The following is a 17,441-nucleotide window of genomic DNA, read 5'->3' as shown; positions in this document are numbered from 1 at the left end:
GGGTTATCGAGGTCGGGGTTGGGGAGCGGGCGCGTTTGCTGGTGCCCTAGTCGGTGGCGCGATCGCGAGCAGCGCATATGGCTATTATGGGGGCGGCCCGTATTACGGCGGCTATTACCCCGTCGGCCCGTATTACGGCGGCTACAGCTACTATCCCGTCGACTATAGTTGGGAAGCAATCCAGGAACCCGGGACCGCTAGCTTCTACCGACCTTACGGGTACGGCGGGCGGCCTTGGGGCTATTGGTAAGCGGGAATTCTGACGGCGTCCCGGCACTGCTGATTTTCACGAGAATGGTGGCTCGGATTGTCGCATATGGATTCCTGACGAGTAACACCGCCCGCGGTTGTGTGCGGGGACGAAGTGTTGCTCTACCGCAATGCGCGGCTGATGTCTCAGATGGGTCAATCGCGTCGGTTTGACTGCGTACCGCCGACTTCCGCTCTGCCCCCTTCAACGGACATCGTCAGGTTGGCCCGGTTAGTCCGTTTCGTGCCAGAGGCGGAAATCGGATCTGCTTCGTGTGGGTCACGCCGTCGGTCACGAACTACTGGACAAGAGGAAGGCTAATCCGGAAGGACGAGCCGCCGTGATCGCGATTTTCCGCCCATATCAGCCCTTTGTGAGCCTCGATAATGGTGCGCGCGATGGATAATCCCATGCCCATGCCTTCGGGCTTGCTGGTGTAAAACGGGTCGAAGACCTCTTTCGATTTGTCCTCGGGAATGCCCGGTCCGCGATCCGACACCGACAGTTCTGCAAAGTTCTCGGCCCGCGAAGTCCGGATGCTGATGATGCGGTATTCGCTCGGCGTGTCCTTCATCGCCTCTATCCCGTTCATGACAAGGTTCAAGATGACTTGTTGAAGCTGAATGCGGTCGCCGAGAACGGGAAGCGCCTCCGGTGTGATGGCACTCACCAATTGAAATTTCCGGCCAATGGCTAATGCCGCAAAAAATCTGATCGTCTCTTGCACGACTTCATTGAGATCGAATTGTTTCTGTTCAAACGGTGCTTTTTTCAGAAGGGCGCGCATCCTCCGGATGACTTCGGTGGCGCGCCGGTCATCATGTAAGATATCGCTCACGATTTCCCTGAGTTCGCCGATATCGGGGCTCGATGATTTCAGGATTTCTTCTGCGGTTTCGGCGTTGGTCAGAATAGACCCGAGCGGTTGGTTAATTTCATGAGCGATGGAGGCGGTCAGTTCGCCAGCCGTCGCGAAGCGGTTGACATGGGCAAGTTCAGCCATGCGCTGCCGCGACTGCACTTCTGCTATTTGACGACGACGGTGTTCCTGCAACAGGACCATGATAAGGCCCGCCTGTATCAGAAGCACGGCGGCGATGAATGCGATTTGCCACGAGTATCGCTGCCATACGCTTGGCTCTCGGAAGTAAACGGTGCTGCCAGGAGGCAGATTGCTTTCACCGATGCCAAAGCGCTGCATTTGACGCCAGTCGAACCTCGGCAGTTCAAATTCGGAGGGTGCGACCTTCACGTCACCAGCCTTTTCACCGTTCAGAATGCGAATTGCCGCTGCGGCTGCGACGACCATCCCCTTCTCAACCGAATGCATGGAGCCGCCGACAATCGAGCCATCGAAAAATCCGTCAAGATAAGAAAAGATTGGGGCGTTGGCGGCGGCGGAGAGCCTGTGCAATGCAGTACTGCCCTCATGCGTAATACCCGCCGCATCAACGCTCATCAGATGCCAGAAAATGGCGCTGTGAGGTGGAAGATGTGCCGCGTCTTTCAGAATGTCCTCAAATGACAGCTTGTTATACCATCGCAGTTCAACACGCCCGCTGAACGGCGCGAGTTCACGCTCGAACACTCCTTGCCAAAACACCTCATTTGGGGAAGCCCCATTTACCACCGCGATCAATTTTGTGTCGGGCAGCACTTGCAGGATGGTTTCGATAGCGGCGGGAAAATTATGAGCCGCAGCGGCCACCGTATCGTATCCGGTTAGCTTGTCGTATTGGACACGACGGGCCTCGACGGAAGTAAAGAGCATCGGTGTCTGGGGAAAAAGACGATTGCGGTATCGTTGCACGAACTCGGCGGCTGGCGCACCGAGAGCGACAATGAGGTCGGGAGGCTTTGCCCCGTACAACGCTTGTAGGTAATCGATAAATGGCGCAAGCGCCCTGTCGTCGTCCACTCGAGCGGTCAACAGCGAGTGGTCCTGAAAGTCTATCGGGACTTTCGACTGCTTGATCATTGCAGGCCGAAGAAACGCTGCGAAATCGGTCCATGGCTTGAAGCGGAGGCCGAATGATTGCAGCATCAGAACGCGCTTTGGCTCTGGATCAGCCGCCTGACTTTGGCACAACGTTGCCAGCAACAATGCGGCGGCAAGCACAGCGGTGAAGGTCCGCGCGCAAAACCGTCGCCATGATAAGGCCGTCGGCCAGAAACGCATTACCGTCCTACTCCCGGCAATTATCAGCACCGTAGGAGCTTGCCCCGATGATTGACAGGAAAAAGAGTTGTTCCAGACGTGCTGTGGGTCCAGAGCCGTTGTCCGAGATGGGTCAATCGCGTCGGCTTGGCCCTCCGTCGATAACTTCCGGACTTTCCCTGTAAATGGACGTCGTCAGGCCAGTGAGCATGTCTCAAAAGTGCCAAGAGGTGACATCAAGAAATGAAAAAGGCCGCCACTAAGGCGGCCTTACTGTCCGTTAAAGCCAACGGGAAACGGCGCTAGCGACCATCACAATGATGACGACGGCAAAGCCCATTAGAAGCCAAGGCATGTCTTTGCGCTCGCGCGGCGTCATTCTGATCTCCTGTCCGTGCGGCTCGCCTTACTGCGGTGTTCTCAATCCGACGACCCGCAACCAGGTGGTTAGCAATTCGGCATTCCAGCAGGGCGTGCAGCGGCCTTGATGGAATCAGGGATTGAACCACCGCCCTTTGTGCCACCAGATATGCCAGCAGACCCGGAAGCCGCAGTCCCAGTGGTGCTGCCAGTCGCGCTGCTGCCGGACGCCGAGCCGCCAGCACCTTTGTCGCGGACCATGTTGGTGCTCACGTCCCAGCATTGATCAGAAGCCGCGCCGGTCGCAGTGCCCGAACCAATCCCGGTCCCTGTTCCTTGTGCATTTTGATCGAGCGGATGTCCGCTTCTGCATCTTTAGGAGTTCACGGACTAAACTTGCTCATTCCTCGGGTTATTACTACCCGTGGCCTTTACCGGACGAGCACAAGCAGACGACTCCATGGCCCTCACCGGATGCCTACCGTCCAACTCGGCAATGCGGCGGTCAATCTCACCGATCACGCGCTTCGAGAACGGCCCGAGGTGCAGGTATAGCGCCATCAGCATCACGATGTAACGCAGCGCGCCTGGATTGGTCTTAGCGATCTCGACGAAGGCCTTCCAGAACGGCTCGCGAACCTCCGGTAGGATCCGCATGACCTTGTGTACGCTGTCGATGCCGCCAAGTCTCTTGCGCATGTCGCCGTCTGGCAGGTCGCGGCGACGGTCGGAGCGGTCAAGCATGACGGCGAGCCGTGACAGCCGTCCCGCGTATGCCGTCGGGCAGAAAACGTGATCGAGCACTGCCTTGTAATCCACAAGGATGTCACGAAGCGGACGCTTGGTGTCGAAATTGCATCCGAGCGTGCATTGGTCGCCCGCCTGCTCGACCTTCATGAGGTCATGGCCGTTGTGCAGGCGGCCTTCCTTGGCTAGCCGCCGTGTCAGCTGTGTACCAGGCAGCGCATAGAGTAGTCCAACCATGCAGACTGGAATGTTCGTCTCCTCGATGACGTCGATCATCGCCTGTCCCATCGAGACTTTCTCGGTATCGAACCCGACGATGAAGCCCGCGGTGATGAACATGCCGTAGCCGTAAATCTTATGGACGCACTCCGCGATGTTGCGCCTGGTGTTCTGCTTCTTCCTCATCTGCACGAGCGCCTCTGGATCCGGGCTCTCGATGCCGACGAAAATCGCGAAGAAATTTGTGTCCTTCATCGCCTGCAACAGACCATCGTCGTCCGCGATATTGATCGAGGCTTCGGTCGAGAACTCGAACGGATAGTCGCGCTCTTCCAGCCAGGCTTGGAGCTGCGGCAGTAGCGTGCGAAGGTTTTTCTTGTTGCCGATGAAATTGTCATCGACGAAATCGACATGCCCGCGATAACCGTGATCGTAGAGCGCTTGCAGCTCGGCGAGAATCTGATCGTTGGTCTTGGTGCGCGGCACGCGACCATATAGCTCGATAATATCGCAGAACTCACAGGTGAATGGGCAGCCACGCGAATATTGCACGCCGATAAAGAGATAGTGATCGAACTTAATCAGATCGTAGCGGGGCATCGGGCTTAGGGTGACGTCGATCTTGAATTTCTCGGCGATGAACACGCCCTTACGCTCACCTCTTTCCCAGGCGGCGATGAAGTGCTGGATGACTTGCTCGGCCTCGCCGATCACCTGGAAGTCCGCGTCCGCGTAAAGATGCGGGCTGGAGGACACGTCAGGTCCACCGACGCATACCGGCTTGCCGTGCAGGTGGGCGAGATCGATCAGGTAGATGAAATCAGGCTGCTGGTTGAGCATACCGCCGATCATCACGAGATCGGCCCAGTCGAGGTCTGCGTCCGTCAAAGGTTCGGTGTTGCGGTTGACGAGACGGATGTCCCAATGCTTCGGCAGCATGGCGGCGACCGTGATCAGGCCGAGTGGCGCGGCCGGATACTTCGCGCCGACCAGTTCGCAGGCTTCCGTATAATTCCAGAACGAGTTCGGATTGAACTCCGGATAGACCATTAGGACACGGCAGAGAATCGTCATGTGCCTCCCCGTAGGTTTGGGGCGCAGGGTGTCACGCAGTTTGCCGGGACTCAAGGGGGCGCTTCTTCCGAAGAGTTCCATTGCCGTAAGTGATCGGCCGATCTATTCGATCATCCCGACGCGTGTCAGCAAGGTCGGTGGAATGCCGATTCGACGTCCTTCAGCCGGCCGTCTGCTCGCGCGCCCAGGCTGCCCGCTCGAAGTCGATCATAAAGTCGCGCGTGATCGGCACCGCATCACGTTTGGTCGACAGCAGAATTTGAAACACCATGTGAGAGCCATGCAGGAATTCGAGTTCGACGGCGGCAAGATAGAATTCCCACATCCGGCAGAACCGCTCGTCGTAGATCGCAGCAGCCCGGGCTCTATTTTTGGCGAAGCGCTCGCGCCAGTGTTTCACCGTGTAATAATAATGCAATCGCAGCACTTCCATGTCGTTGCACCACAGACCGCAGCGCTCCGTGGCAGCGAAGGTCTCGGATAGCGCCGGCACATAGGCGCCAGGAAAGATGTATTTGCGGATGAAGGGGCCGGTGGTGCCGGGTTGCGACATCCGGCCGATGCAATGGATGAAGGCATAGCCGTCAGGCGCCAGGAGCTCACGGATTTTCAGGAAATATTCATCAAAATGACGGATGCCGACATGCTCCATCATGCCGACCGAAACCACTCGGTCAAACTGGCCGGTGAGTTGGCGATAGTCTAACTCGCGAAACGAGACGCGATTGGAGACGCCGGCGGCCTCGGCATGATCGCGTGCTGCCCTGATCTGTTCGGGCGAAACATTAACCGCGGTGACATGGGCGCCTGTTTCGCGCGCCAGATGAATGGCGAAGCCGCCCCAGCCGGAGCCAATCTCGGCGACCGTCATGCCGGGCTTTAATTGCAGCTTGCTAGTGGCGTGAATCAGCTTGTTGCGCTGCGCCTGTTCGAGCGTTTCATGCTCGGGGTCTCGAAAATAAGCGCAGGAATATTGCATCTGATCGTCAAGGAACAGGCGGTAAAGCTCGGTCGAGATGTCGTAGTGGTGGCGCGCATGAGCGGCGGCAAGCCCGATCGGATTGGCCTGATGCGAGCGGCGCAGGCCGCGCCACACCCGCCGCATCAGCTTCTGTGAGCCGTACGCATAAAGCCCGGCGCGGTTGACTGAGAACAGCAGCAGAAAATCATGGATTGCAGCACCGCCCTCCAGCGTGAGCCTGCCGTCCATATAGGCTTCAGCGGCGTATAGCTCCGGATTGATGAACAGCGTGGTGTAGAGCTTGCGATCGTGGAGGTGGATGGCGACGTCGGGCCCGGGCAGACGTTCGCCGAAGACATGGATCTTGCCTTCGGCGTCGCGGACTCGCAGAGTGCCCTGGCGGATGAAGCGTCGAAGCAGATTGGACAACAAACGCACGTGGCAGTCCTCCGTGGCGCCGCAAGTCTCTGTAGCAATGTATCCGAAAGAGGTCATGGGCGCCGGACGAAGCAGCGCTGAACGATCTCACGGAATCGAATTTTGCACCATCAAGGTACGTTTCGGGTGCTCATCGGAACTTGAGTTCAGCAATAGTATTGCAAAAGCATCTTTTTGCGTCACTGAAGACATTGCAACACTATCCCCGAAGATCGGACATGCGGGTATCCGCGGGCGTGTTCGCTTGGTGCTAACAACGGAAGTCGCAAGCGGATATTCTCATGTACTTTGTAGACCGCTCATGCGGTACAAACCGTGTTATCCTTCTCCCTTTGCCATCTTCTTGAGCGTGGCAATTTGCCGGAAGAAGTCTCTTTTTGGCTGAGCAGGGCTGCCAAGCACTTTAGCGCCTGGATCCACATCCGAAATAATGCCCGCCTGCGCTCCGATCTCCGCGCCTTGACCGATCCGAAGATGCCCGGCCATACCCGCCTGCCCCCCGACGCGAACGAAATCCTCTAATATGGTTGAACCCGAAATACCGACCTGTGCGACGATGACACAACACCGGCCGAGGATAACATTGTGGCCGATCTGGACGAGGTTATCGAGACGGGAGCCGGCACCGATCACCGTGTCTCGCAATGATCCTCGATCAATCGTGGTGTTCGCACCCACTTCGACATCGTCTTCAAGAATAACTCTCCCAAGCTGGGGAACAGATAGAAATCCATCTGTGGTGGAGGCGAACCCAAACCCTTCCTGTCCGATCCGGGCGCCGGGGTAGACGTAGATACGTGCTCCCAGAAGCGCGTGGCTTAGACTCGCATGTGCGCCAATCCGGCAGTCCCGACCGACAACGCCGCTGCCGATAACCGCGCAAGGACCGATCCGACAGCCAGGTCCTATCTCTGCTCCGGCCTCAATCACGGACAGCGGCCCGACCTCCGCAGACGGATCGACGCGCGTCCCCTCTGCGACAATTGCGGACGGATGGATGCCGGGAGAAACTGGAGGCACAGGATAGAACAGTGCAGCAACACGCGCCCATGCCGCGTAGGGTTCGGTGGTCCGGATCGCCACTGTCCCAGCAGGCACTCGCGCTGCCATATCAGGATGCACAATCACAGCACCGGCCGATGTCTGATCGAGTGCCGACGCATAACGTCGATTATCCAGAAAACTCACTTCATTCGAGCCAGCCGTTTGCAAGGGGGCCACACCTTCGAGGAGCAGTTCGAGTTCATCCGCAACCCCGTGTGCCGTACTCGCAACAACTGCAAGCGAATATGGCCCACTTCGGCGAAAGAACCTTGCGTTGCCCAAAGTTGCTTCAACCATCCGCGTTTCCCTGCTAGCGAACCGGTTCAGCTAGGGTTACCCTTTTTGACTGGTGCAACGGAGCGATCGGCGCGTTGATACAGATCAAATGCGTCAGCCCCTTATCGGGCGCAACGTGCGCGCCGCCGTGGGGCGGTTCGCCTGCCGCGCCCGCTACCTCTAGCAGCGCCCCGCCTTCGTATGAACTCCGCATCTACAAACGAGATGTCCGCGCCGCGGCGCTATGACGTCGCGGGCTTCCTCCTTGCCGGCGGTAATCGCCGGTTATCCACCTCGATCGATGCCAGCTAGGCTGGCGGCGTTACGGGTCAGCGCCTGCCTACCCGATCCACCGAGCCGACACGGTTCATCGGCGTTCCAGGCCGTACTCCTCTCGCGTCACCGGAGCGGCCACAGCACGACGCCGGGCCTCACGATGCAATTGGCGCGGTAATCAACCTATTGGCCATGCACCATGGCGCTCGCTTTATCGGCGCTTGTGGTCAGGAACCCGGCCATAAACAGGGTCGTCCCTAACGCGATGCATAGCTTCGTGTCTTCTCTCCTTCAGGAAACATAATTGATCCTGCGCACGCGAATATCGACGCGATCCAACGCGCCAGTGAGGCGACCGGGGCGAAAGCAAATATAAAACTTCATGAACACCGCAATTGTGCGGCATCCATTCAGGACGCTCTATCCGGGCAAGTATGGGTGCCGGCGGCGGCGCCTACGAGCGCGCGTCCGCGACGGACCTCTTCCAGCACGTCGCCTGAACTCCACGAAATTGTTGGTTCCGTAACCTCTCTGCCAAAGTCATATTGCGATTTTTATCGCCATCCTTGTCCAAAGACCTCGCTTAAAGGTCGGGGGCACTAATGTTACGAACGATTAGCTGCTGCTTCTTCGCAGCCTCACTAACAATTTTTCTTACCACCTCTAAAAGCCATGCTGGCGAAGAGCGCTGGTTGCAGAACTACTTCGACGCCAACGGTGGATGCGGGCAGCATCGTCTGGCGTTCAATCGGTTAGGCAACATCGCAATTGACGTACGCCGCGACTTTCCCAGGGGAGCGAACCCGGAGGTGTTTGGCAAGCCGGCCAGTGATTGGACCGATGAGGACATCAAGGACGCAATGGGCATCTATTTTAAATGTGAGGCGCAAATAGATGCAGCGCAAAAGAACCGTTGCATGGCGAGCGGTTATAGCGAGAAGCACTGCGATCGCGGCTTCGAGATGAGCCTCGATAAAGTCGAGAGCGTCGACGTCAACCAGAGCATTCTTGGCCGCCTTATGGACTACGGTGACCTCACCATTCAGGGCGTCGGCGAGGGCACGCAAACCATTTCCACCATTGCCTCGCCGCTCGCGTTTCGCAACGCCATCACGACAAGGCCGGTTGGCACGCAGATCACGCCTGGTGTGACAGGCGGCTTCACGTCGAATTTTCCCCCGGCGGGGCGTCCATAACATTCCTACCTGCTCCTGAGCCCTAGGCGAACCCGGCCAACCAATCGCGAAATCGGATTTCATGAGTGCGTCCCCGCACCTATTTCCTCTTCACGATTTCGAACCCGTTGGTCTCAAGCTCCGTCATGACCACCTTCGTCAAGTGAGCGGCCTCTTCCGGTTGTATCCAATGATCGTGCGAAGCGGGATCATCTTCCTTGGGATATTTGACAAACGCGGAATGAATCGCGGCGTAGATCACGTCTCTTGGATCGGCCATTGGCACCCCCTCCATGCGAAATAGCTAGTTCTAGCTTATTCTCACTATACTAGCGCTTGCAAAGCCTGCTATTCCAAGCTTGATGCGGCTCCTCCCCGCGAACGTGGAAGCGTCATCCGTCGTGGCGGACAGCTTGGAGGTTGAATCCACTTACGATTAAGACAAAAGCTTTTGCGGGCGTCACTGGCGAGCGCATTTGGATCTACACGAATGGCGCGGTCCAAGAATTAGCGAACCGGGATTCGGTCTGGCGTTGCAGCATACCAACGGCGATTTGGATTCCGGTCGAATGCCTTATTTGTGTGATCATGCGCTTTGCTGCATCAGTGTATTTTCCTTCAGCAAAATGCTGATCTGTTAGACGGGCGGCGAACAGTAGAACAAGTGCTACTCCAATCCCCCTCATTGCCTTCTCCTATTGCTGATCGCGAAGCGCTCCTGACTGGCGTATGCTCATCAGTTCTCAATTTGACGCAAATGCCGACTGCGCTTACAGCGAAAAGCATGCTTTTGTCAGGCGTTTTCCCTCCCCGGGTATCCTGAACAAGAGTGCATCCCCCGACCCTCGTTGCGGGTCATTGATTAAATCACGCGTCGAGCGCTCGATAGACCGACGCACGACCGATCCCCAAGCGGAATTAGCTGTGAACGTCGGCGCGGTGTTTTGACAGTCTCGGTGACCCAAATTTCATAGAGGAACTCTTGATAGTCGTCTGGACTGTCCGTCGGATCGGTTGTTGGATTGTCGGCGGTTGATTGAGCGGGTTTCTCGCACCATCCCGAGCCGAAAACGACGAGCGCCGAAAGCGACCAGTGCCGATGGCAACCAGCGTCCGACGGGACCAGTGTCCAAAAGCCAGCGTCCAAGGGCCAGTGTCCAGAAGGCCAGCGTAAAGCGAGCATCAACCCTGCCGCAGCCAGCCAGTCTGCGTGCAGTTAACTGGCGGCATTGCCAACGAAAAGCTTTAGGGCTTTTGGGACCATCGGTCGCTCCGATGGTCCTTTTCTCGTAGACAATAATACAAGGGCTGCTCGCTGTGGTCTGCCGGTGCTGTGATGTGGGCTTGGCCGAAGCAAGCCTTTCTTACCGTCGGAGTGGATCCGATGTCTTCAAGCGGGCCGTATCACTCGGACGATCCAGATCAGCAAGACCGCGCTGATGAAGCAGGAGATCAAGGTCGCCAGTCCATCGCGCCGTCTGTCCAGTAGCCGACCCCATGCCGACCCGCTCGGCAAGGGACACAAGTTCCGGCAAGGACCGTACCTGCATCTTCTCCATCACCCTGTGGCGATGGGCCTTGATAGTGCGCTCTGTCCCGCCCAATGCGCGGGCGACCATTTTGTTGGAGTTACCGCGAACGACGAGTTCAAAGACCTGCCGTTCGCGCGGCGTGAGTGTCCCGATGCGGGCGCGAACGATATCCAGCTTGCACTTCAAGGCTCGCGTCAATTCATGATGCGCAATCGCCCGCTCGATTGCCTGAAGAAGTACATCCGAGGATACAGGCTTGATCAGAAAGTCATCCGCGCCCGCCTTGATAGCGCGAACCGTGGCCGGAATATCGGGATGCCCACTGAGGAATATGATTGGCAGCGTCAAACCAAGTTTGCCCAGGCGCTCTTGCAGTTCCGGACCGCTCAGTTCCGGTATCCGCACGTCAAGGAGAACGCAGCTCGGGACACCTTCGCTCGGCAAGCGATCCAGCAAGTGCTGGGTCGAAGCATAGGTGGCGACCTCATAACCGGCTTTCGTCAAACGACGTTCCATCGCTGCTCGGAAGGACGCATCGTCATCGACAATATGCACGTACCCCTGCACAGGTCTCTCCCCGAGAAGGGTCTTAGGATATCAGCAAACGCAACCTGAGCCATGTTAAATCTTAACGGATTCTGTCCGGCTGTCTGGAAGACCTGGACAGGTAGCGGGAGTTTGCCGGTCTAGTAGTGCCACCAGCCGACGAAGAGTGCAGCATCATTCTTTGTGTCATTGAACGCGGCCAATGTCTCAGTATCGTCGCGCGGCTGCTTTCCGTCTCTTCCATTCATATGCTTGAAGGCGTTCCAGTATTTGCGCTGCAGGTACCGCAATTTGGGAATATCCAGATCCGGTACGGTTTCCAACATGTAGGTTGAGAATGTCGGAATATTATTGGAGGCGGCAATACCGTCGATTAGTTCTCCGCCGCCACAAGCCAAACATTGAACAGCGATAGGATCGCGGTCTCGTATAAAGAGGTCGAGAGCGGTGCCAAGCTGATGTCTGGCAACGTTCAATTTTGTGAGAATAGCCATTTTGAATTCGTCTTAGGTTGCAAAAACTAGCCTGACGGCTTTTTTCTTTCCTGCCTGCGCTGCCGCGCTAGCTTTAGGCGCTCAGGTTCAGTAAACATCCTTTCGAGCAGAGCGACGGTGAAGTCCAACAGGTCTTCGGCATCCTCTTTGCCTAACGCGCCTCTATGTGCGGCGTCGTTGCCGTCTTCGCGGATACAGTCCGACAAGGCAAATAATTCAGCTGGCAATTTGCCATTCTTAAATAGCCATTCTACGCGTGGCCCAAGATTTCTCCGCGTGTGAGAATTTAAGCCTTCAGTTTCTGCTTCCGGCAACAATGGTTCTGTTGTCATATCAACGCACAGGCGAAACATTGCGCCCGTTGCGTTCCAGCACTGAACAGCGACGCATTTGGTGGCCTCTGCAAAAATTTTGGCTAAATTCTCCGGGACATGTCCGGTGGCTCGGTGCGCCTTCATCCTTTTGACTGACGTATCCCTTATGCTCGAAATAGCGGCTGATGCTTCCGGAGATTGCTTCCGGAGGTTTCGTGTCTAACGCATCCCCATCTGCGTGATTTTTTTGGGCTAACACGAAGGTAGTTGTACGTGAGCAGTGACGGCATCGACAGAACATCTCATACAAACGCTGCCAGCTATACTGGACGGCAACGACTGTGGTTGAAAGGACGTCAAAGGTCGTTCTGTTGGCATGGCATCTTGGACAGTTTGCGACGTATTCAGTCACTCCGTCTTCCCTCGTTCTAGTTATCTGTGATCTTGATCTGCTCGCCCGAACTGCCAACGAACGTTCTCCGATTCGACGCGGCGGGAGTGTTTCGCAACCTTTGCGCTAGGGCAATACCGGGCGACCTTCATCATCGGGCTGTAGGTCCAATGCAAATCTTAGTCGTTTCGCAGGTGATCGTTGAGTTTGGAACCTTTGGTGTGTGGAACTCTTTGGAATAGTCGGAGGGTGTCCCGCCGCAGAAAAAGGCATCCACCAACCTGGGACGGTCCCTAGCCCATCGCCTCCCCCACGGCTGGGACCGTTCTTTTCTGCCCAACGCTCATTCACAGCGGCTCATAACGTCCATGAGTAATCCCCTGAAATGGTATGACGACAAAGCTGACAATCCGCCCTGGATCAAAGCGCTTGCGGAAGTTCGGCAGTTAGCACCGCGCGAAGGTTGGTGTTACCAACATGTCCAAGCGATCACTGTCGCGATCGACCAGTACGCCGAAGCCGCGCGGGGTAACCGGGATTACTTTCTGAACAAGCCGTGCGGTATTGGTAGTGGCAGAAACGATCACGTCTCCTATTGTTCGAGATTTCTGAAAACTGCGCAAGAATGCCCGCTTTCCGGCGGGCTTTTTTGTGAGTTGAGTAATTGTCAAAGCGTACTGAGATGCCGGGCTTCATTAAGCCTCAGCTAGCAACGTTGAAGTCCAAAGCGCCGAAGGGCGAGCAATGGCTTCACGAAATCAAGTTCGACGGCTACCGCATCCAGGTCCACATCAACAGGGGAAGGAAGAAGGTCTTCACCCGTAACGGGCTCGACTGGACCAAGCGCTTCTCTGTGATTGCCGGTGCGCTCGATATTCCCGGCGAAGCCATCATCGACGGCAAAGCGGTCGTCGCCCATGAAGGCCGACCCAATTTTTCAGAACTGCAAGCGGAGTCGGCGGCAGGCAGGCAGGACCGGCTAGTTTTCTACGCCTTCGATCTTTTGTGGCGTGACGGTGACCTTCGTAACCTCCCGCAAATCGAGCGCAAGCAAGCGCTGCTAGACCTGCTCGGCGAAAACGCGATTGAACTGCCAGTCCTCTACTCCGAACATCTCACCGGTGACGGATAGAAGTTATTTGAACACGCCGCGAAGCTGAACTGGGAAGGCATCATCTCCAAGAACCCAGGCGCGCCCTACCGCTCCGGCCGCAATGAAGCTTGGCTGAAAAACAAAACCATTCAGAAGGGCAAATTCCCGGTCGTCGGCTTCGTTAAAGACCCTAGCGGCGTCGCCGCGCTCTACCTTGGAAAGGAGGAAGGCAAGGACTTGGTCTATCTGGGCAAGGTCGGAACGGGATGGTCACGCACCGTCTCAAGCCAAATCCGGAAGCAACTCGATACAGTCCAGCCCAAAGTCCAAGCTCACAAAGCCCATCAGGAAGCCGAGGGCCACATGGGTTGAGCCAACCTTCGTGGCTGATGTCGAATACCGCGACATCACTTCAGAAGGACTTTTGCGCTCGAGTTCGTTTAAGGGGCTGTCTCGGAAATAGTGGTGGATGCCGAAGGTCGGAGGCTAAACTGCCGATATGGCCCGAGGAAACGGCCCCAGCTTTTTGGGGGCTGGGGCATAGCTGCTGGGGCCGTCCTCGTCTTACCCGGTTGGGCATCCAGGCAATGCACGAAGTTAGTATACTGAGTTTTCAACTGCAGAGAACCAGACAGACGTTGATCCACTACGTGGAAATTGTTTCGCAGAGTTCCACAAGCAATCTGAACAAATATTCAGAAAACGCGGAACGAAATCCTGATCCGTGTCTTAGTCGGCTACCCGACATTGGCGTCGGTTTTTCCCTGGGAGTGATGTTATGCGAAAGCCTGTTGACATCGACTCCACCCATAGTCTCGCGATCGTCCAAAAGATTGGTGAACGACTACGCGCGTCATTCAAAGAAGATCGAGAGCTACCGGTGAGCTTCCGAGAGCAGATCGAACGGCTCCGGCAATCAGAAAGCGACGCGCAGGCAAACCTTGCTAGGTCGCCGCGTGGTGACAGACCCTAATGGCCCCATCTGCCACGGCATCGGGTGGGTCTGCGAAAATCACCCTGATAAGGCATGGGATAAGGACATCGGCTGCGACTGTGGAGCCGGTATGCCTTGCAAATGAAATTCTGGTGAAGAGGGTGAAGAGCCGGACGTCAGCCAGATCATTGAAGGCGTCCGCCGACGCGTCATTAACAATAGCGAGGCCGGAACGAAAAAAAGAGCACCGCGGTTTCCCGAGGCCCTCAAGAAGAAAATCGCTGCGAACTCTACCCCCGCCTGATTTTCAGGCTATGGCCGTACCTATCGGCGAACGCGCCGTTCATCGTCGCGGTCATCAGCATGACGCGTGTTACCATCAGGACACGCACGCGCGTCGGAGCCCATCCGAATTATTCGCTCAGAGGAGCGATCCCCTGTCAGCTAAAAAGTTTTCAAGGAACTTGCGAGATTTTTCTGGAAGCTCCTGAGTTAAAGCCTTTTGATTATCGCTGAAAGAGCTTTTGGCCTGTGCGCGATTCCGCCAGCGCACGTCCCCTAAAGGTTTGGCGCTCGCACCGTCGTAATTGGGACTGCGGCATTCTTTATCCGCGACCAGCTCACGAAGAGAAACCAGATCCACCACAGTGTTCATCATAGCCCTCCATTACGCGAGGAGGAGAAGCACGTGATCAGGAAAAGGTTGCAATTAACTTAACTCCAAGCCTCGTTGAGTGGACGTGTCGAAGCCGACGCGTCACCACAGGAAATCTTCCGCGCGATCTCGTCCGCTCTAGCAGTCCGGGATCAAGATCGGTTACCCGCTGTGGTTGAGGAGTTCGCTCGAAGCAATCCACACGCTTGGCATCCAAGCGCTCACAGCCCTTCGATTATTGGTCGATTGTTGGTCGAAGAACTACGGCAGCGCTCCCGATCTAGGCTAAGTACTTGAAAAGATTGGCGCTCCCTAGGGAAGTGGCCCAGACAAGCAAAATCAAATAGTTGGATGCACAAACGCTCCCAAGCGGGTGCATTGAAGCTAAACGGCTTTTTCCGACAGTTACAAACGGTCCCCGCCGCCGCCCGCGACCGCTCGCGCGCGCCTCTCTGTCCATCATCACTGGTTCTGAAACGCGAAACCGGCGCCGCGACCAACGGCACCGGTTTCAAAGTCACGATCGTGAACGCGCTTTACCCCCTCGCCAAAAGGAGCAAGACGCATGGCGACAGATACCTCCGACAAAACGAAACAGCAAGCACTGCTTAACGACCAGCCGGTCATTGCGTTGCCTTCGCAGTGCGAAACCTTGGTTCGGATCACCGTCGACAACGACCTGGAGATCGAGCAGCAAGACCCGCAGGATACCGAGACCGACCGGGTCCTGGTCGCTGAGCAAAATATCGGCGACTTCCTCGCCTGCATCGTCCACAACTTTGAAAGGCGCCACGGCCAGGAGGCGACAGCTGATCTACTCGACCGCGTATGCGACGCGGTCGGCGGGCGCGACGAGCTTTGGCCGGAGACCATCACCACGACCTATTTCGGCGAGCCGCTGAAGCGGTCCGAGCCGCCAGGCACGAGCCGATCGGAACCGCCGCCCGAACGGTCGACGACCAACGCCGATCGCCAGCGCCGTTACAGGGACCGCAAGCGTAACGCTGAGGGCGTAACGCACCGTAACGCACACCGTAACGGCGCCCCCGACCGTAACGCGGCGCCGCTTCAACACGAGCTTCCGAGCAGCTGATCCATGCGCGGGCGGCCCCCGCGCAGGAGTCACGCCGCCACAGAACTTCAACCAGAGGAGACCACGCAATGAACGGCCGCAACAATATGGCTATCGAGATCAAGCTCGTTGAGGTCTTTGGGTACTTTCGCCGCAGCTGCACCATATGCGGCGGGCTGCACCGAAAAAAATCTGGTCGCTGCAGAAGCCAGATTGCCGGACGGCGGCCTCATCCGGGTATGCGAAAGCTGTCTCGAAGAGGATCGCATCGATTGGCGGCTCGCCAGCCATGCCCAGGAACTCGAAGACTCCGCGCGTGCTTTGCGCAGCCTGATCGGCCGGTTGCGCACGCCGACCTATGAGCAATGGCGTGCGGAGGTCGAGCGAGTCGAAGATCGCAACGCGGCCGAATATCGTGCCTACGAGGAACGCTGGCGCGCGAAGCAAGACAAAATCGAACGCCTTGCCAACGAAGTGGTCGACCGCGGTCACGCTGACCAGGCCACGATCGCAGCCGCCCGTCAGTGCGGCGTCGACGCCTGCAAGGCCGAACGCAAACGCTCGGAAGTACCAATCGAACGGCGCGGGCCGCAGTTCACCGCGCTCGCCATCGCCTGGGTCAATGGATGGAAAGAGGAAGATGGGCCACAACAGCCGGTCAAGATCGAACCGGTATTTGAGATCGCGACCGAAAGCTATTTCGGCGGCTGCCCGATCTGCGGCAAATCAAGCGGTTTCCTCAACACCGGCCGCTCTCATTGGTTCTTCTGCCACGATCATCAAACGAAGTGGGTAATTGGCAGCAACCTCTTCAGCTGCTGGCATGAAGAGACGGAGGATGACTGGAACAGGAATTCGAAGCGTCTCGCCAACTATGACGAGGTCAAGCCGATCCTCCCTGATAGATCATCCTGAGCACCAACGCGCGGCCGGTGGTCCCGGTCGTTCGGTCAGGTGCTCGGAGGTTCCCACCTGATGCAGAGCGACCGACCAGATCGCCGCGCCGCGAGAATGGCTGCGGTCTTCTCCCGATCTTGACCCGCCGCCGGCCTCTCGAAGAAGCCGCCATGAATGATCGCAGCGCGCCGGCCGCTCAATGTCGGAAACAAACCAGTGCAGGCAACGCTGTGCCCATTGCGACCTGCGACGTGATGATCCGGGCAGCCCCCGGGACGGTGAAAGGCAGTGCGGGCTTGATGACATGCCGCTCGCATTGTGGGCGCGCCGAAAAAAGCGCCCTAGAGACACTGCCGCCAACGCCGCCGGCAGTGGGCCTGCTTGCAGGCGAAGGGTAACTAGTATCCCCGGGCGCAAATGCCCGGCCCCTCATGTCGGGGCGTGACTTGGTGAAGGTCAGAAGCGGCTAAGTTTTGCCGGCCCTCACCAGATCACGGAGAGAAAGGGCGAAGCTATGCCCAAAGGCCATTCAGCG

General features: G+C 57.1%; 14 protein-coding genes and 2 pseudogenes. 7 read left to right on the top strand and 9 right to left on the bottom strand.

Annotation, left to right across the window (positions count from 1 at the left end; translation table 11 throughout):
• Positions 1 to 250: pseudogene (locus tag GWE18_RS07620) on the top strand (hypothetical protein); the annotation flags it as partial.
• 298 nt (positions 251 to 548) lie between these two features.
• Here GWE18_RS07620 and GWE18_RS07615 read toward each other — a convergent pair.
• Positions 549 to 2,429, bottom strand: coding sequence for a HAMP domain-containing sensor histidine kinase (locus tag GWE18_RS07615; protein WP_275185141.1), 1,881 nt, complete (start codon positions 2,427 to 2,429; stop codon positions 549 to 551).
• A 332-nt stretch (positions 2,430 to 2,761) separates the two neighbouring features.
• On the opposite strand from GWE18_RS07615, the gene GWE18_RS07610 reads away from it, so the two are divergent.
• On the top strand, positions 2,762 to 2,896 hold the full coding sequence (locus GWE18_RS07610; protein WP_275185140.1) for a hypothetical protein: 135 nt from the start codon (positions 2,762 to 2,764) through the stop codon (positions 2,894 to 2,896).
• A 262-nt stretch (positions 2,897 to 3,158) separates the two neighbouring features.
• Here GWE18_RS07610 and GWE18_RS07605 read toward each other — a convergent pair whose 3' ends face one another.
• The 3 genes from GWE18_RS07605 to lpxD form a co-directional block, all read right to left on the bottom strand.
• Entirely contained in the window at positions 3,159 to 4,808 is a 1,650-nt protein-coding gene (locus GWE18_RS07605; RefSeq protein ID WP_275185139.1) for a B12-binding domain-containing radical SAM protein, read from the bottom strand.
• Between the two features lie 160 nt (positions 4,809 to 4,968).
• The gene (locus GWE18_RS07600; RefSeq protein ID WP_275185138.1) at positions 4,969 to 6,207 is read right to left on the bottom strand and encodes a cyclopropane-fatty-acyl-phospholipid synthase family protein; all 1,239 of its coding nucleotides are present in this window, start codon (positions 6,205 to 6,207) and stop codon (positions 4,969 to 4,971) included.
• A gap of 318 nt (positions 6,208 to 6,525) precedes the next feature.
• Positions 6,526 to 7,548, bottom strand: a complete 1,023-nt coding sequence (lpxD, locus tag GWE18_RS07595; protein WP_275185137.1) for a UDP-3-O-(3-hydroxymyristoyl)glucosamine N-acyltransferase — start codon at positions 7,546 to 7,548, stop codon at positions 6,526 to 6,528.
• Between the two features lie 857 nt (positions 7,549 to 8,405).
• On the opposite strand from lpxD, the pseudogene GWE18_RS07590 reads away from it, so the two are divergent.
• Positions 8,406 to 8,924 (top strand): annotated as a pseudogene (locus GWE18_RS07590) (PH domain-containing protein); the annotation flags it as partial.
• Positions 8,925 to 9,078: 154 nt separating this feature from the next.
• On the opposite strand, the gene GWE18_RS07585 reads toward GWE18_RS07590, so the two are convergent.
• The 4 genes from GWE18_RS07585 to GWE18_RS07570 form a co-directional block, all read right to left on the bottom strand.
• The gene (locus GWE18_RS07585; RefSeq protein WP_246738367.1) at positions 9,079 to 9,258 is read right to left on the bottom strand and encodes a hypothetical protein; all 180 of its coding nucleotides are present in this window, start codon (positions 9,256 to 9,258) and stop codon (positions 9,079 to 9,081) included.
• Between the two features lie 1,084 nt (positions 9,259 to 10,342).
• Positions 10,343 to 11,065, bottom strand: coding sequence for a response regulator (locus tag GWE18_RS07580; protein ID WP_342804230.1), 723 nt, complete (start codon positions 11,063 to 11,065; stop codon positions 10,343 to 10,345).
• Positions 11,066 to 11,196: 131 nt separating this feature from the next.
• The gene (locus tag GWE18_RS07575) at positions 11,197 to 11,550 is read right to left on the bottom strand and encodes a hypothetical protein (protein ID WP_275185135.1); all 354 of its coding nucleotides are present in this window, start codon (positions 11,548 to 11,550) and stop codon (positions 11,197 to 11,199) included.
• A 26-nt stretch (positions 11,551 to 11,576) separates the two neighbouring features.
• Positions 11,577 to 12,008: a DUF4145 domain-containing protein gene (locus GWE18_RS07570; RefSeq protein WP_275185134.1), complete on the bottom strand. Its 432-nt coding sequence runs from the start codon at positions 12,006 to 12,008 to the stop codon at positions 11,577 to 11,579.
• Positions 12,009 to 12,919: 911 nt separating this feature from the next.
• Here GWE18_RS07570 and GWE18_RS07560 point away from each other — a divergent pair.
• Both GWE18_RS07560 and GWE18_RS07555 read left to right on the top strand, forming a co-directional pair.
• Positions 12,920 to 13,387, top strand: a complete 468-nt coding sequence (locus GWE18_RS07560) for a hypothetical protein (RefSeq protein ID WP_275185133.1) — start codon at positions 12,920 to 12,922, stop codon at positions 13,385 to 13,387.
• Between the two features lie 343 nt (positions 13,388 to 13,730).
• A complete protein-coding gene (locus GWE18_RS07555; RefSeq protein WP_275185169.1) occupies positions 13,731 to 13,811 on the top strand; it encodes a hypothetical protein in 81 nt (26 codons plus the stop codon).
• Positions 13,812 to 14,703: 892 nt separating this feature from the next.
• On the opposite strand, the gene GWE18_RS07550 is transcribed toward GWE18_RS07555, so the two are convergent.
• On the bottom strand, positions 14,704 to 14,937 hold the full coding sequence (locus GWE18_RS07550) for a hypothetical protein (RefSeq protein ID WP_275185132.1): 234 nt from the start codon (positions 14,935 to 14,937) through the stop codon (positions 14,704 to 14,706).
• 565 nt (positions 14,938 to 15,502) lie between these two features.
• On the opposite strand from GWE18_RS07550, the gene GWE18_RS07545 reads away from it, so the two are divergent.
• A complete protein-coding gene (locus tag GWE18_RS07545) occupies positions 15,503 to 16,030 on the top strand; it encodes a hypothetical protein (RefSeq protein ID WP_275185131.1) in 528 nt (175 codons plus the stop codon).
• Positions 16,031 to 16,222: 192 nt separating this feature from the next.
• Entirely contained in the window at positions 16,223 to 16,924 is a 702-nt protein-coding gene (locus tag GWE18_RS07540) for a hypothetical protein (protein ID WP_275185130.1), read from the top strand.
• Positions 16,925 to 17,441: the final 517 nt, after the last annotated feature.

Source organism: Bradyrhizobium sp. CSA112, assembly GCF_029051645.1.
Lineage (GTDB): Bacteria > Pseudomonadota > Alphaproteobacteria > Rhizobiales > Xanthobacteraceae > Bradyrhizobium.
This window is presented reverse-complemented; position numbering and strand designations above follow the sequence as displayed.